General features: G+C 73.1%; 12 protein-coding genes. 8 read left to right on the top strand and 4 right to left on the bottom strand.

The window, feature by feature from the left end; all coding sequences use genetic code 11:
- Positions 1-88: 88 nt before the first annotated feature.
- Together ACFQBR_RS32675 and ACFQBR_RS32670 are read right to left on the bottom strand one after the other, a co-directional pair.
- Positions 89-778 carry a response regulator transcription factor gene (locus ACFQBR_RS32675; protein ID WP_267946980.1) on the bottom strand — a complete coding sequence of 230 codons (690 nt, stop codon included), beginning with the start codon at positions 776-778 and terminating at the stop codon, positions 89-91.
- Positions 775-1,974: a sensor histidine kinase gene (locus tag ACFQBR_RS32670; protein WP_267946979.1), complete on the bottom strand. Its 1,200-nt coding sequence runs from the start codon at positions 1,972-1,974 to the stop codon at positions 775-777. The genes ACFQBR_RS32675 and ACFQBR_RS32670 overlap by 4 nt, the downstream gene beginning before the upstream one ends.
- A gap of 286 nt (positions 1,975-2,260) precedes the next feature.
- On the opposite strand from ACFQBR_RS32670, the gene ACFQBR_RS32665 reads away from it, so the two are divergent.
- Positions 2,261-3,073 (top strand): NAD(P)H-binding protein, encoded by an 813-nt coding sequence (locus ACFQBR_RS32665; RefSeq protein WP_344183650.1) that lies wholly within the window; start codon positions 2,261-2,263, stop codon positions 3,071-3,073.
- 218 nt (positions 3,074-3,291) lie between these two features.
- Here ACFQBR_RS32665 and ACFQBR_RS32660 read toward each other — a convergent pair whose 3' ends face one another.
- Positions 3,292-4,449, bottom strand: a complete 1,158-nt coding sequence (locus ACFQBR_RS32660; RefSeq protein WP_267946977.1) for an acyl-CoA dehydrogenase family protein — start codon at positions 4,447-4,449, stop codon at positions 3,292-3,294.
- Positions 4,450-4,573: 124 nt separating this feature from the next.
- Between ACFQBR_RS32660 and ACFQBR_RS32655 the strand changes: the two genes are divergently transcribed.
- The 5 genes from ACFQBR_RS32655 (at position 4,574) to ACFQBR_RS32635 (ending at position 10,837) form a co-directional block, all read left to right on the top strand.
- On the top strand, positions 4,574-5,287 hold the full coding sequence (locus tag ACFQBR_RS32655) for a TetR/AcrR family transcriptional regulator (RefSeq protein WP_267946976.1): 714 nt from the start codon (positions 4,574-4,576) through the stop codon (positions 5,285-5,287).
- A gap of 188 nt (positions 5,288-5,475) precedes the next feature.
- Entirely contained in the window at positions 5,476-5,946 is a 471-nt protein-coding gene (locus ACFQBR_RS32650; protein WP_344185975.1) for a hypothetical protein, read from the top strand.
- 183 nt (positions 5,947-6,129) lie between these two features.
- On the top strand, positions 6,130-7,755 hold the full coding sequence (locus tag ACFQBR_RS32645; protein WP_267946974.1) for a peptide chain release factor 3: 1,626 nt from the start codon (positions 6,130-6,132) through the stop codon (positions 7,753-7,755).
- A gap of 760 nt (positions 7,756-8,515) precedes the next feature.
- Positions 8,516-9,805 carry a citrate synthase gene (locus ACFQBR_RS32640; protein WP_267946973.1) on the top strand — a complete coding sequence of 430 codons (1,290 nt, stop codon included), beginning with the start codon at positions 8,516-8,518 and terminating at the stop codon, positions 9,803-9,805.
- Positions 9,806-10,033: 228 nt separating this feature from the next.
- Positions 10,034-10,837, top strand: coding sequence for an HdeD family acid-resistance protein (locus ACFQBR_RS32635; RefSeq protein ID WP_267946972.1), 804 nt, complete (start codon positions 10,034-10,036; stop codon positions 10,835-10,837).
- A 6-nt stretch (positions 10,838-10,843) separates the two neighbouring features.
- Here ACFQBR_RS32635 and ACFQBR_RS32630 read toward each other — a convergent pair whose 3' ends face one another.
- Positions 10,844-11,173 carry a putative quinol monooxygenase gene (locus tag ACFQBR_RS32630; protein WP_344185974.1) on the bottom strand — a complete coding sequence of 110 codons (330 nt, stop codon included), beginning with the start codon at positions 11,171-11,173 and terminating at the stop codon, positions 10,844-10,846.
- Positions 11,174-11,403: 230 nt separating this feature from the next.
- Between ACFQBR_RS32630 and ACFQBR_RS32625 the strand changes: the two genes are divergently transcribed.
- Entirely contained in the window at positions 11,404-12,576 is a 1,173-nt protein-coding gene (locus tag ACFQBR_RS32625; protein ID WP_344185973.1) for a macrolide family glycosyltransferase, read from the top strand.
- A gap of 483 nt (positions 12,577-13,059) precedes the next feature.
- Complete coding sequence (locus tag ACFQBR_RS32620) at positions 13,060-13,632, top strand: AAA family ATPase (RefSeq protein ID WP_344187085.1); 573 nt, start codon at positions 13,060-13,062, stop codon at positions 13,630-13,632.
- Positions 13,633-13,741: the final 109 nt, after the last annotated feature.

The raw sequence follows: 13,741 nt of genomic DNA, 5'->3' as shown, positions 1-13,741 counted from the left end.
GAGGAGCCCTCGTTACGGCCCTGCCCGACGGGGGGACGGCGTAACCCGCGCCCCGGGGAGGCGGGGCGCGGACCGCCGCGGCGGGGTCTCAGCCGCCGCCGTCGAGGAGCTGCGCGTCATGGACCAGGAGCGCGACCTGCACCCGGTTGTTCAGCCCCAGCTTGGTCAGGATGCTCGACACGTGCGTCTTGACCGTCGGCACGCTGAGGAAGAGGCGCGAGGCGATGTCGGCGTTGGACCGGCCCTCGCCGACCGCCACCGCCACCTCCAGCTCACGGCCGTTCAGCGCCGCCAGCCGTTCGCGCGCCCGGCCCGCCCGTGCCCCGTGGTCGCCCGCGCCCACCCGGTCGACCAGGCGGCGCGTCACGGCGGGGGAGAGCACCGACATGCCCCGCGAGACCTGCCGCACCGACTCCACGATCTCCGCCGGAGGGGTGTCCTTGAGCAGGAACCCGGCCGCGCCCGCCCGCAGCGCGCGCAGCACGTGCTCGTCGGCGTCGAACGTGGTCAGCACCAGCACCTCGGGCGGGTCCTCCAGGGAGCGCAGCCGCTCCGTCGCCGTCAGGCCGTCCACCGTCGGCATGCGGATGTCCATCAGGACCACGTCGGGGGAGTACCGCTCGACCAGGCCGAGGACCGACCCGCCGTCCTCGGCCTCGGCCAGCACCCGGATGTCGGGCGCGCCGCCCATCATCATCACCAGGCCGACCCGGACCAGCGCGTCGTCGTCGACGATCACCACCCCGATCTCCCTGGCTCCCCGCTCTGTTCGACTCATACGGGCCACGGTAGCCAGGCGGACAGGCGCCAGCCACCACCGGCGGCCGGCCCGTGCTCCAGGCGCCCCGACGCGAGGGAGACCCGCTCCGCCAGGCCGACCAGGCCCTGGCCCGAACCCCCGCCGGCGGTCGGGGGAGGCGGTTCGGGGGAGGGGCCGTTGAGCACCTCCACCACGAGGCCCTCGCCGGGGGCGCCCCTCACCCGTACCCGGGTGTCGGCGCCGGGGGAGTGCTTGCGCACGTTCGTCAGGCCCTCCTGCACGATCCTGTAGGCGGTGCGGCCGGTCCGCTCCGGGACCGTCCCGGTGTACTCCTCCGCGAACTCCACGCGGGCGCCGACCTCGTCGGCCTCCTCCACGAGCTGCTGGAGGTCGGCCATGGTCGGCTGGGGGAGCTCCCCGACGGGCGCGCGCAGGACGCCGATCACCTCCCGCAGGTCCTGGAGGGCCTGGTGGGCGCTCTCCCGGATCACCTTCGCCGAGCGCGCGACCTCCTCGGACGGGGCGTCGGGCCGGTACTCCAGGGCTCCTGCGTGCACGCTGAGCAGCGACAGCCGGTGCCCGAGCACGTCGTGGATCTCCCGGGCCATCGCCTCCCTGACCTGGTGCTGGGCGTGCTCGGCCCGCAGCTGGGCCTCGGTCTCCGCGTGCACGGCCCGGTCGCGCAGCGACTCCACGAGCTCGCGCCGGTGGTGGACGGTCAGCCCCCAGCCGATGACGGCGCCCTGGATGGCCACGCTCAGCAGCACGGTGACCAGCATCGGCAGGTGCGGGTCCGGCCACAGGACCGCGTGCAGGTAGGCGGTGGCCGCGCCCACCCCGAACACGGCCAGGCTCGTGCGCGGCGACCGGTGCACGGCCAGGGAGAACAGGGCGATGAGCATCGCGCCCATGGCCAGGGGGAAGACCACGGAGACCAGCACCAGTGCGACGGCGAGCTGGACCGGCCAGCGGCGGCGCCACCAGAGGGACAGGCAGGCCAGGAAGGCGGCCAGGCGCCCCGCGCCCTCGAACCAGGTGGACGGCGGCCCCGGGGGCACCAGCTCCGGGCCGAACTCGACGCCGGGGGGAGAGGCCCCGGGCAGTTCGAGGGAGGTCGTCACCGCGTAGGCGAGGGCGAGCAGGAACATGGACAGGTCCACGATCCAGTCACGCGCACTGCACCGCTGCGCACCGGTCACCGTGGAAGCGTTCATCGCTGCGAAGTCTACGTTCGGAGCCCGGCCCCGGGCAGGCGCCCGGCGGCACGCCCTACCGATGGCGGCCAGGTCCATACTTTGGTCGTCGGGGCAGGTGGCGGGGCCGCGGCCGGCCGGTCGGGGCGGACCCGGCGCGCGGGCGCCCACGGACCGGAGCCGCACCCCGGGCGGGGGCGGCCGGGCCCGCCCGCAGGCCCCGGCCGGCCCGTGTCCGCGCCCGAGATCGCGGTCCTGTTGGCGGTTCGTGTCCGGTCGGCCGCGCGCCGTCGGTACGGTGGTTCCAATGAGCACACTGGTCACCGGAGCCACCGGAATGGTGGGCCGTCGCGTCCTCACCGAGCTGACGCGGCGCGGGCTGCCCGCGACGGGGGCGTCCCGTTCCTCTCAGACGCGCCTGGACTGGACCGACACCTCCAACTGGGACGACGTCCTCAAGGGCGTGAGCAGCATCTTCGTGGTGACGCCGGTCGGCAGCGCCCTGGGGAACCGGGTCGCCGGGTTCCTGGAGAAGGCGGCCGACGCCGGGGTCGGGAGGGCGGTGGTCATGTCCGCCATGGGCACCGAGCACGCGCCCTCCGACTCGGACCAGCGCGCCGCCGAGCTGCGGGCCAAGGACCTGTTCCACACGTGGACGGTCCTGCGGCCCAACTGGCTGTTCCAGGACTTCACGGAGGGCACGTTCGCGAGCCTGGCGCGGTCACGCAACGGCCGCCTCGAACTCCCCGTCAAGCGCCGGACCGAGGTCAGCTTCGTGGACGCCCGCGACGTCGCGGACACCGCCGTCGCCGCCCTGCTGGGCGACCACGGGGGCCGGGAGTACACGCTGACGGGCCCGCAGGCCCTCACCTTCCGCGAGGTGGTCAAGCGGACGAAGGGCACCGAGAGCCCCGTGTGGCGGTTCAAGACCGTGGACGAGGCGGGCTTCTACTTCCGCGCCACCAACCGGGGCTGGGGCGAGAGGTACATCGACACGCTCAACGAGCGCTTCGCCGCCGCCGTCTCGGGCCGGGCCGCCGAGGTCACCGAGGGGGTGCGCGCGGCCCTGAACCGCGACCCCATCCCGCTGGCCCGCTTCATGCGGGAGTCCGTCCTCTGACCCCCGCCGGGCCGCCGTAGGGCCCTCCGCGGGCGTCCGGGCCCGGGCGGGGCGCGGGTGGAACGGCGAGCCCCCGGCGACGCGTGGCCGACGACCGGTTCCGGTGCGGGCGATCGCACAGGACACAGACGGAGCAGACCCCCGGGAACGTGGTTACCGGGGGTCTGCCGCTGTCACCTCACGGCCGGGCCGTGACGGCGGAAACCGACGTCGGCGGCCTACTTCTTGAGGAGCTGGCGGGCCATCACCATGCGCTGGATCTGGTTGGTGCCCTCGTAGATCTGGGTGATCTTGGCGTCGCGCATCATGCGCTCCAGCGGGAAGTCCTTGACGTAGCCCGCGCCGCCGAGCAGCTGCACCGCGTCGGTGGTGATCTCCATGGCGGCGTCGGAGGCGTAGCACTTGGCGGCGGCGCCGTAGAAGGCCAGGTCGTCGTCGCCGCGCTCGGACTTGGCGGCGGCCACGTAGACCATCTGCCGGGCGGTCTCCAGCTTCATCGCCATGTCGGCGAGCATGAACTGGATGCCCTGGAAGTCCGCGATCGCCTTGCCGAACTGCTTGCGCTCCTTGACGTAGGCCACGGCGTGGTCCAGGGCGCCCTGGGCGATGCCGACGGCCTGCGCGCCGATGGTGACGCGGGTGTGGTCCAGGGTGCGCAGGGCGATCTTGAGGCCCTCGCCCGGGGCGCCGACGATGCGGTCGCCGGGGATGCGCACGCTGTCGAAGAACAGCTCGCGGGTGGGGGAGCCCTTGATGCCGAGCTTGCGCTCGGGCTCGCCCAGGGTGAAGCCCTCGTCGTCGGCGTGGAGGACGAACGCCGAGATGTTGCGGCCGCGGGCGCCCTCGGGGTCGGTCACGGCGAGGACCGTGTAGTACTCGCTGACGCCCGCGTTGGTGATCCAGGACTTCTGGCCGTTGAGGATCCAGTCGTCGCCGTCGGCCACGGCCTGGCTGCGCATGCTCGCGGTGTCGGAGCCGGCCTCGCGCTCGGACAGCCCGTAGGAGAACATCGCCTCGCCACTGGCCACCTTGGGCAGGTACCGCTGCTTGACGTCCTCGGAGGCGCCCAGGATCAGCGGCATGGTGCCGAGCTTGTTGACGGCGGGGATGAGGGAGGAGGAGGCGCACACGCGGGCGACCTCCTCGATGACGATGCAGGTGGCCAGGGCGTCGGCGCCGACGCCGTCGTACTGCTCGGCGATGTGCGGTGCGTGGAAGTCGGTGGCCACCAGGGCCTCCAGGGCGTCCTGCGGGAAGGCGCTCTTCTCGTCGACCTCGGCCGCGTGGGGCGCGATCTTGTCCTCGGAGACGGAGCGCACGGCCGCGCGCAGCTCCTCGTGCTCCTCGGTGGTCTTGAACAGGTCGAAGTCACTCATCCGATTCCCTTTCCCGGCACCGCGTGCCTTTCTGTGGCATCCAGTGCCAGAATAGGGGGTGGAAAGGGCGAAGTACACAGTCGGATAGCTTCTTGGCAGCTTCCGTACGTCGAAGGGGTGCGCCATGGCGCGGGAACGGTCGGGTGGGCGCGTGGCCACCCGCGAGGTGGTGCTGGCCTCCGTGCGGTTGTTCACCGAGAACGGGTTCGACGCCACCACGATGGACGGGATCGCCGCCGCCACCGGGGTGAGCCGCCGCAGCCTGTTCCGGCGCTTCGGGTCGAAGGAGGACATCCTCTTCGCCGAGCACGACGAGCTGTTCTCGACCGTGGTCCGCTACCTGGAGGCCTCCCCCGACGACCCGCTGAGCTCGGTGTTCGCCGCAGCGCGCCTGGTGCTCCAGGGGTATCTGGGGGACCCGGAGATCACCGTGCCGCGCTACCGGCTGGTGCGCGCGCACCCGCGCCTGCGGGACCGCGAGGTCGCGATGACCGCCCGCTACCAGGCGGCGTTCAGCCGCTTCCTGGCCGACCGGGAGGGCGGGGACGGCGGCGGGGAGCGGTCCCTGGCCGCCGGGGTGGCCGCCGCCTCGCTCATCTCGGCGCACAACCACGTCCTCCGCTCGTGGCTGCGCAGTCCGGAGCAGGACCGGCGCGAGGTGTGGGCGAGCTTCGACGCCGCCATGGAGTTCGTCCGCCGGGCCGCCGAACCGATGCTGCGCGCCGAGGAGGGGGCCGCGCGGGAGCGCGTGCTGGTCGCCGTCTACCCCGGCGGCATCGGCCGGGACGAGCTGATCCGCCGTGTCACCGCCGCCGTGGAGGGGGCCGGGGGCGCCTGAGGCCCCGCGTCCCGGGCCGCCGGCCTCCCTGCGGGACGGCCGCCCCGCAGGGCGGGGCCCGCGCCGCGTCGGTGCCCGGGACCATCGGCAGGCGCGCCCCGCGCCGGAGGGCAGGGGCCCGCCCTTCCGCGTGCAGCGGGGCCCGGCCGCCCCTGGACCGCGGCGCGCGCCCGGGGCACACTGACGGGGTGGCGCGGTACTTCAGGATCCACGCGGACTACATCGGCCGCCTCGGGACGGGGGTCGGCCTCTTCGTCGCGGTCGACCACCTGCGCCGGGCCGGGCGGCTGTCGGAGGCCGAGGAGGACCTCTATTTCGACGTCGACGACTGGTTCCGGGAAGCTCTGCCGACCCCTCCGTTCTACGCCGACGGGAACACGGTCGGCGCGGTGACCTGGTTCAAGACGGAGGGGTGCGCGCACTTCACCGGCCGTCTCGACGCCCTCCGGGGCCTGCTCCGCGCCCACGGCGTGGAGCACCGCAGGAGCGAGTCCGACGACCCCGGCCGGATCGTCTACGAGGACGCCCACCAGGTCGGGGCCGTCCCCCGCACGCGGCGGGCGCCCACGCCCCTCCCCCTCGGGACGGTCCTCGGGCCCACCACCGCCGGATCGAAGCGCCACCTCGGCAGGCGCGCCGCACGCGCGCCCGGGGACTGAGCCCGGTCGCGGGCACGGCGGAGGGGCCGGCCACCGGTGCCGCGCGGGCCGGGGACCGAACCGCGCCGGTGGCGGGGGCGCGGCGGCCGGGTTCCTGTCACCCGCACGCCCCGGCGAGCGTAGGCTGGACAGGGCCCACGGGCCGGTCGGACGACAGCACACGAGGCGGGGCGGACAGCGGGAATGAGTGTGGACACGGCGGGCGTGACCAAGCAGGAGTCAGAGGTCGCCCACGAGGCGGGGCGCCGGAGGACCTTCGCGGTCATCTCCCACCCCGACGCCGGAAAGTCGACCCTCACCGAGGCCCTGGCCCTGCACGCGGCGGCCATCTCCTCCGCCGGCGCCGTCCACGGCAAGGGCGACCGCAAGGGCGTCACCTCCGACTGGATGGACATGGAGCAGGACCGGGGGATCTCCATCACCTCGGCGGCGCTGCGCATCGACTACGACGGCCGCGTCCTGAACCTGCTCGACACCCCGGGCCACGCCGACTTCTCCGAGGACACCTACCGCGTCCTGTCCGCCGTGGACTGCGCGATCATGCTGCTGGACTCGGCCAAGGGCCTGGAGCCGCAGACCCTCAAGCTCTTCGACGTGTGCCGGGCGCGCAAGATGCCCGTGATCACGTTCGTCAACAAGTGGGACCGCCCCGGCCGCGAGCCGCTGGAGCTGCTGGACGAGATCGAGCAGCGCATCGGGCTGCGCCCCACCCCGATGAACTGGCCGGTGGGCATCGCGGGGGACTTCCGCGGCCTCGTCGACCGGACCAGCGGCGTCTACACGAAGATGACCCGCACGCCCGGCGGCGCCACCAAGGCCGTCGAGGAGGTCCTGGAGCCCGAGCGGGCGGCCGAGGTCGAGCTGGACGCCTGGGTGCAGGCGCAGGAGGAGATCGAGCTCCTGGAGGCGCTCGGCGCCGACTTCGACCCCGAGTCGTTCATGGCGGGGGAGTCCTCCCCGGTGCTGTTCGGCGCGGCCCTGTCCAACTTCGGCGTCGGCCAGCTGCTGGACACGGTGGTCGAGCTGGCCCCGGCCCCCTCGGCCAAGCTCGACGCCAAGGACCGGCCGCGCAGGGTGGAGCAGCCCTTCTCCGGCCAGGTCTTCAAGATGCAGGCCAACATGGACAAGAACCACCGGGACCGCATGGCGTTCCTGCGGGTGAGCTCGGGCCGGTTCGACCGCGGCATGGTCCTCACCCACGCCTCCACCGGCCGCCCCTTCGCGACCAAGTACACGCAGGCGGTGTTCGGCTCGGACCGCTCCACCATCGACACCGCCTATCCCGGTGACGTGATCGCCCTGGTCAACGCCCAGGCGCTGGCGGTCGGCGACACCCTCTACGACGGGCCCAAGGTCGACTTCCCGCCGATCCCGAGCTTCGCCCCCGAGCACTTCGTGGTGGCGCGCGCGGTCGACGCGGGCAAGTACAAGCAGTTCCAGCGGGGTATCGCCCAGCTCGACGCCGAGGGCGTGGTGCAGGTCCTGACCTCCGACGTGCGCGGCGAGCAGGCGCCCGTGCTGGCGGCGGTCGGCCCGCTCCAGTTCGACGTGGTCAAGCACCGCATGGACCAGGAGTTCCGCAGCCCCGTGGAGGCGTCGCCGCTGGACTACTCGGTGGCGCGCCGCACCGACGAGGAGTCGGCCCCCGTCCTGCACGCCCTGTCGGGGGCGGAGGTGCTCAGGCGCCGCTCCGACGGAGAACTCCTGGTGCTGGTGCACAACAAGTGGCGGCTGAGGGTCATCGAGCGGGACCACCCCTCGCTGCTCATGGAGCCCCTGCTGGCGGGCGGCGTCGACGAGGGCGAGTGACGTCCTCCGCCGGCGTCCGGGACCGGCGCCGGCGCCCGGGAGCGGGACCGGCCTCGTCCCGCGTGCCGTGCGTCCCTCCCCCGTGTGTGTCGGGAGGGGCGCACGGGACCGCTCCGGGTGAGGGCGCGAGCCCCGGGCGGCGCCGTGCGGGGAGAGCGCTCCGCCACTTCCGGGGCCCGTGTGAACTCTCGTGCCGCACGCACACCACACGCCCATCGGGACTCCGCTCCGCCGCGTCCGGAGGTGCCCGTGGGACCGCTGTTGTGCAGGCAGAGGTCAAGATCACCAAGCAGGGGGTACCCCGTGTCAACCCCCTTGATCAGGGCGAAGGTACCCTGAGAGAAGGCCGCTAGGGCGCGTTCGAACACCTGGCCGCACTGAGCTTCGTTCGGGTATGTCCACTTCTGTGAAGAGGGCGCCGAGGGGCCGGTCCGGGCGGGTGGCGGGGTGCTCAGGGGACCACCACAGGAGACGGTGACGACGCCGGGAGAACCCCCGGTGCCGTCTGCGACGTCTCAGGGCGATCACGGAGTAATCGACAATCGGCAAAGTTTGTAAATCTTCACCGTGCGGTAATTCTTCTCACGTCTGGGTATGTGTTGCATGTCACCTGTTCGTGAATCGGTGAAACTTATATGATTTTGCTTAACAGTCGTTTAACAAAACAGAACAATAACGAGTGAATCAAGAACGTGGCGGCAGACCGCCCCGCGTCTGACGCACCTCACGTATCCCCCGCTGGGAAAGGTTGACCTCGGGCATGAGCGAAGACGACAAAGACCGCACGGTGGAGCTCCACTACGAGGGCGGCGTGCTGAAGCTGCCGGTGTTCACCGGTACCGAGGGTGAACGCACCATCGAGCTGAAGACCCTGCTGGGGTCGACCGGAATGACGACCCTGGACCCCGGGTTCGGCAACACCGCTTCGTGTAGCTCGAAGATCACCTATATCGACGGGGCCGCCGGCATCCTGCGCTACCGCGGATACCCGATCGAGGACCTCGCCGTGGGCGCGACCTTCCTGGAGGTCGCCTACCTGGTGATCTACGGCGAGCTCCCCGAGCCCGGCCAGCTGAAGGAGTTCTCCGACGGCCTGCGCGACAACGCCGACATCCCGGCCGAGATGGGCGCGTTCATCGACGCGATGCCCCGCAACGGCCACCCGATGGCGCTCATGGCCAGTGCCGTCAACACCCTCGCCGCGTACTACGACGACAGCGTGGACCCGGGCGACGACGCCCAGGTGGAGCTCGCCACGATCCGGCTGCTGGCCAAGCTGCCGACGATCGCGGCCCGCATCTACCGCAACTCCATCGGCGAGACGCCGATCTCCCCGGACGACTCGCTCGACTACGTCGACAACTTCATCCGGATGACCTTCGGGGACAAGGCCCCCACCGGCGAGCTCGGCGACCTGTTCAACAAGGCCGTCGGCATGCTGCTCGTCCTGCACGCGGACCACGAGCTGAACTGCTCCACCGCCACCGTGCGCGTGGTCGGCTCCTCGCAGGCCGACATCTACGCCAGCGTCGCCTCCGGCATCAACGCCCTGTCCGGCCCGTCCCACGGCGGCGCCAACCAGGCCGTGCTGGAGATGCTGGAGGAGATCCGCGACTCGGGCATCTCCATCGAGGACTTCCTGGAGAAGGTCAAGGCGCGCGAGATGCGCCTCATGGGCTTCGGACACCGGGTCTACAAGAACTTCGACCCGCGCAGCAAGGAGATCAAGGTTCTGGCGAGCCAGATCCTCGACCGGGACGAGAACCCGGACGAGCTGTTCTCCCTGGCCCTCAAGCTGGAGGCCGCGGCGCTCGCCGACTCCTACTTCACGGAGCGCAAGCTCTACCCGAACGTCGACTTCTACACCGGCGTCATCTACCGCACCATGGGCTTCCCCACCAACATGTTCACCGTGTTGTTCGCGATCGGCCGTCTGCCCGGCTGGGTCGCCCACTACCGCGAGCAGCTGCACGACCCGGCCTTCCGGATCGCGCGCCCGCGCCAGCACTACGTCGGCTCCGCCGAGCGACGCCTCCCGGGCCAGGGCTAGCCCCCGCCCGAGGCGCACGACGGTGCCCGCCCACGCCGCAGGCGAGGGCGGGCACCGTCGTCTTCGTTCACCCGCGTACCGGTCGCGCCGGGGCGGCGGCACTGTCCCTACCGGTACATAGTCCGCCCTTTCCCCGCATTTTGCGTACAGTCTGTCATCCATGTGCGACCTTGAGGGAAGTTGCAGGGTGTGGCCCGCACGGGCCGTGCTGGTGAAGGGGAGGCGACGATGGTCCGGTACGCGTTGACCGGTGACCTGCTCGGTGAGCTGAGCCGGAACTGGTGGGTTGTGGTCCTCCGCGGCGCGGCCGCGGTGCTCTTCGGACTGATCGCCCTCGTGTGGCCCGGGGTCACCCTGGTCGCCCTGGCGATCGTGTTCGGTGTCTACGCGCTGGTCGACGGCGCGGCCCTGGGCTACGCGGCGTACCGCGCCGCACCGGGCAGCCGGGGCTCCCTCGCCGCCCAGGCGGTCGTCAGCGTCCTGCTGGGCCTGATCGCCCTGATCTGGCCGGTCGCCTTCGGCATGGCGGTCGTGCTCGTGATCGGTGCGTGGGCCGTCATCACCGGTGTGGCCGAGATCGTCACCGCCATCCGCCTGCGCGCGCACATCAGCTCGGAGTGGCTGCTGATCTTCGTCGGCGCGCTCTCCGTCGTGTTCGGCCTCCTCCTGTGGTTCTGGCCGCTGGAGGGCGCGCAGGCCATCGTGTTCGTGGTCGGCGTCTACGCCATCATCTTCGGCGTCGTGATGGCGGTCGCCGGGTTCCGGCTCCGCGGGGCGCACGCCGCCGTCCGGGACGGCGACGGCGACGGCGCCCCCCTCGCCCGGGACGAGCCCCGCCCCGCCGAGGAGGGGTCCGGGCTGACCGCGTTCGACGACGGCTACGCGGGCGGCTACGCCGACGGCTACCGCGGGGACGAGAGGACCGGGCCGGACGACGCCGGCCCGGAGGGGGCGGACGGCGAGGGCGCCTCCAGGCGCTCCGGCGGAGGACGCCACCGCGCGCCCCGGGAGCGGCCGGAGGACCCGGAGTGAGGCGCCTCAGCCCTCGCTGACCGCGAGCGACCCGAGGTGGTCGACCTGGCTTCCGGGGACGACCACCTCGGCCTTCCTCCTCTGCCAGGCCAGGAAGTGCGCGGTCCCGCGATGCGCGAGCAGGGCCTCCCGGTCGGCGAACACCTCGTACACCCGGAAGACGTCCGGGTCGGCGCCGTCCTGCACCACGTCGAAGCGCAGGCAGCCGGGCTCCTCGCGCACCGCCGCCGACGCGTTGCGGGAGATCCCGGCGAGGAAGTCCTCCCGGCGGCCGGGGAGCACCCGGAGGGAGATGACGAGTGCGACCGGCGCGGGGCCGGGGACCGAGGCGGGCACGGGACCTCCGGAAGGGGTGCGTGAGTGGGGCCGGGGACCCGATCCTACGGCCGGAGGGCCCCGGGAAAACGGCTTGTCGCCGGGAGAGCGCCACGGATAGCATCACGCCATGCACATGCTTCAGATGTACGGCTAGAGGCCCGCGTCGAGCGACGCCGCCGCGCACCGCCCCGGTCCCGGGGCCCGGTGCCCCACAGCCCTACCCGACATCTGCATACGGAGACACTGCGATGACCCGTCGCGCCCACATCGCCATGGTCGGCGTTCCCGCCGTCAGCCACGTCCTGCCCAGCCTGGAGATCATCCGGGAGCTGGTGGCCCGCGACCACCGCGTCACCTACGCCAACGACCCCCTGATGGCCGACCTGATCACCGGAGCCGGCGCCGAACTCGTCCCCTGCGCCACGACCCTGCCCGTCGCCGACGCCGACTGGCCGGAGGACCCGATCCGGGCGATGGACGTCTTCCTGGAGGACGGGATGGCCCAGCTCCCCGTCGTCCGGGCCGCCTACGAGGACGACCGCCCCGACCTCTTCCTGTACGACATCGCCGGGTACCCCGCCCGCGTGCTCGGTGAGAACTGGGGCATCCCCAGCGTGCAGCTCTCACCCACCTACGTGGCGTGGGCCGACCACGGGGCCACCGTCATGGAGATGCTGCGCGCCCTGCCCGGGGCGGCCGAGCACTTCGCCAGGTTCGACGCCTGGCTGGCGGAGAACGGCGTCACCGGGCTGGACCACGCCTCGTTCGCCGGGCGCCCGGACCGCGCGCTGGCGCTGATCCCGCGCGAGATACAGCCGTACGCGGACACCGTCGCCGACACGGTCACCTTCGTCGGCCCCTGCCTGGGCGCGCGGACGGACCAGGGCGGGTGGACGCGCCCGGCGGGCGCGGAGAAGGTGCTGCTGGTGTCCCTGGGGTCGGCGTTCACCAACCTGCCCGGGTTCTACCGCGAGTGCCTGAAGGCCTTCGGCGACCTGCCGGGCTGGCACGTCGTCCTCCAGATCGGCAAGTTCGTCGACCCCGCGGAGCTGGGGGAGATCCCGGCCAACGTGGAGACGCACCCCTGGGTGCCGCAGCTGGACATCCTGCGCCAGGCCGACGCGTTCGTCACCCACGCGGGTATGGGGGGCTCCAACGAGGGCCTGTACTGCGGGGTGCCGATGATCGCGGTCCCGCAGGCCACCGACCAGTTCGACAACGCCGACCGGCTGGTGGAACTCGGCGTCGCCCGGAGGATCGACACGGCGGACGCCGACGCGGCCACGCTCCGCTCGGCCCTGCTGGAACTGGCCTCCGACCCGGAGGTCGCCCGGAGGCTGGCCGGCATCAGCGCCCGGCTCCAGGAGAGCGGCACCGCGTACGCGGCCGACCTGGTCGAGGCGGAGCTCCCGGCCCGCTAGGCCGTGTTCCGCGGGTCGTCCCGGGCCAGCGTCCGCCGGGCGCCCCCGCCGCGCCGAGGGCGCCCGGACGGCCGAACCCGGGCCGGCCCCCCCCGCCGCTCGTCCGGCGGGAGAGGGCCCGGCGACCGCCCGCGGCGGTCGGCGCACGCGCCGGGCCGGCCGAAAGCACCCACGGACCGCGTCCCGGCGCCGGCCGGGAGGACCCGGCCCCCGCCCCACGGCCTCCTCCGGGTTCCCCGCCGTCCCGGACCGCGACCGGCGGCCCCGCGTCCCCACGGGCACGGCGCCGCCGGGGACCCGTCCCGCACGCCGCCCCCGTCCTGCCCCGCACACCGTTCGCGCCGCGGTCCGCCGCACGCGCACGGTGGTCCGGCCCCCGGGCCTCCCGGAGGGCCGGAGACCGCTCCTCCGGAGGCGCCGGAGACGGAGGGGCACGAGCCGCTTCCGGCCCTTCCGGGGCCGCCCGACAACCCAGGGAGAACCATGGACCACCTCGTCGTCGTCACCGGAGGCCCCGGCTCCGGGAAGACCGCGCTGATCGAGCACCTGGCCGCGCTCGGCCACGCGCGCACGGTAGAGGCCGGACGGGCGATCATCCGCGACCAACGGGAGATCGACGGTCCCGGCCTGGCCTGGCGCGACGACGATCTGTTCGCCGAGCTGATGCTGTCCTGGGAGATGCGCTCGCACCGCGAGGCCTCCGGGTGGGAGGGCCCGGTCTTCTGCGACCGGGGCGTCCCCGACCTGGTCGGCTACTTCCTGCTGCGCGGGCTCCCGGTGCCCGCGCACGTCGACCGGGCGGCCCGGCGGTTCCGCTACCACCGCCGGGTGTTCGTCGCCCCGCCGTGGCCGGAGATCTTCACCGGCGACGCCGAGCGCCACCAGTCCCCGGAGGAGGCCGAGCGCACCCATCGGGCGATGGTCGAGGCCTACCCCGCGCACGGCTACGAGCTGGTGGAGCTGCCGCGCGTCCCGGTCGCGGAGCGGGCGCGGTTCGTGCTGGACGTCCTGGGCACGGCGCCCCGCCTCCCGGGGGCGCGGGCCGAGCGCCGCTGAGGCCCCGGGCCCGGCGCCGACGGGCCGGACCGGCCGCGTCCGGCCGGTCGGCCCCGCGAAGGCCGGACCGGCCGCGTCCCCGCACCCGCTTCCGCCCGCGCCGCCCGGC

This window comes from Nocardiopsis tropica (assembly GCF_042660575.1).
GTDB classification, from domain to species: domain Bacteria; phylum Actinomycetota; class Actinomycetes; order Streptosporangiales; family Streptosporangiaceae; genus Nocardiopsis; species Nocardiopsis tropica.
Note: the sequence above shows the minus strand (reverse complement) of the source record. Positions and strands in the feature narration are given on the sequence as shown.

Coding starts and splice junctions, on each gene's coding strand:
- ACFQBR_RS32675 (WP_267946980.1), bottom strand. CDS start 778: ATGAGTCGAACAGAGCGGGGAGCCAGGGAGATCGGGGTGGTGATCGTC.
- ACFQBR_RS32670 (WP_267946979.1), bottom strand. CDS start 1,974: ATGAACGCTTCCACGGTGACCGGTGCGCAGCGGTGCAGTGCGCGTGAC.
- ACFQBR_RS32665 (WP_344183650.1), top strand. CDS start 2,261: ATGAGCACACTGGTCACCGGAGCCACCGGAATGGTGGGCCGTCGCGTC.
- ACFQBR_RS32660 (WP_267946977.1), bottom strand. CDS start 4,449: ATGAGTGACTTCGACCTGTTCAAGACCACCGAGGAGCACGAGGAGCTG.
- ACFQBR_RS32655 (WP_267946976.1), top strand. CDS start 4,574: ATGGCGCGGGAACGGTCGGGTGGGCGCGTGGCCACCCGCGAGGTGGTG.
- ACFQBR_RS32645 (WP_267946974.1), top strand. CDS start 6,130: ATGAGTGTGGACACGGCGGGCGTGACCAAGCAGGAGTCAGAGGTCGCC.
- ACFQBR_RS32640 (WP_267946973.1), top strand. CDS start 8,516: ATGAGCGAAGACGACAAAGACCGCACGGTGGAGCTCCACTACGAGGGC.
- ACFQBR_RS32635 (WP_267946972.1), top strand. CDS start 10,034: ATGGTCCGGTACGCGTTGACCGGTGACCTGCTCGGTGAGCTGAGCCGG.
- ACFQBR_RS32625 (WP_344185973.1), top strand. CDS start 11,404: ATGACCCGTCGCGCCCACATCGCCATGGTCGGCGTTCCCGCCGTCAGC.
- ACFQBR_RS32620 (WP_344187085.1), top strand. CDS start 13,060: ATGGACCACCTCGTCGTCGTCACCGGAGGCCCCGGCTCCGGGAAGACC.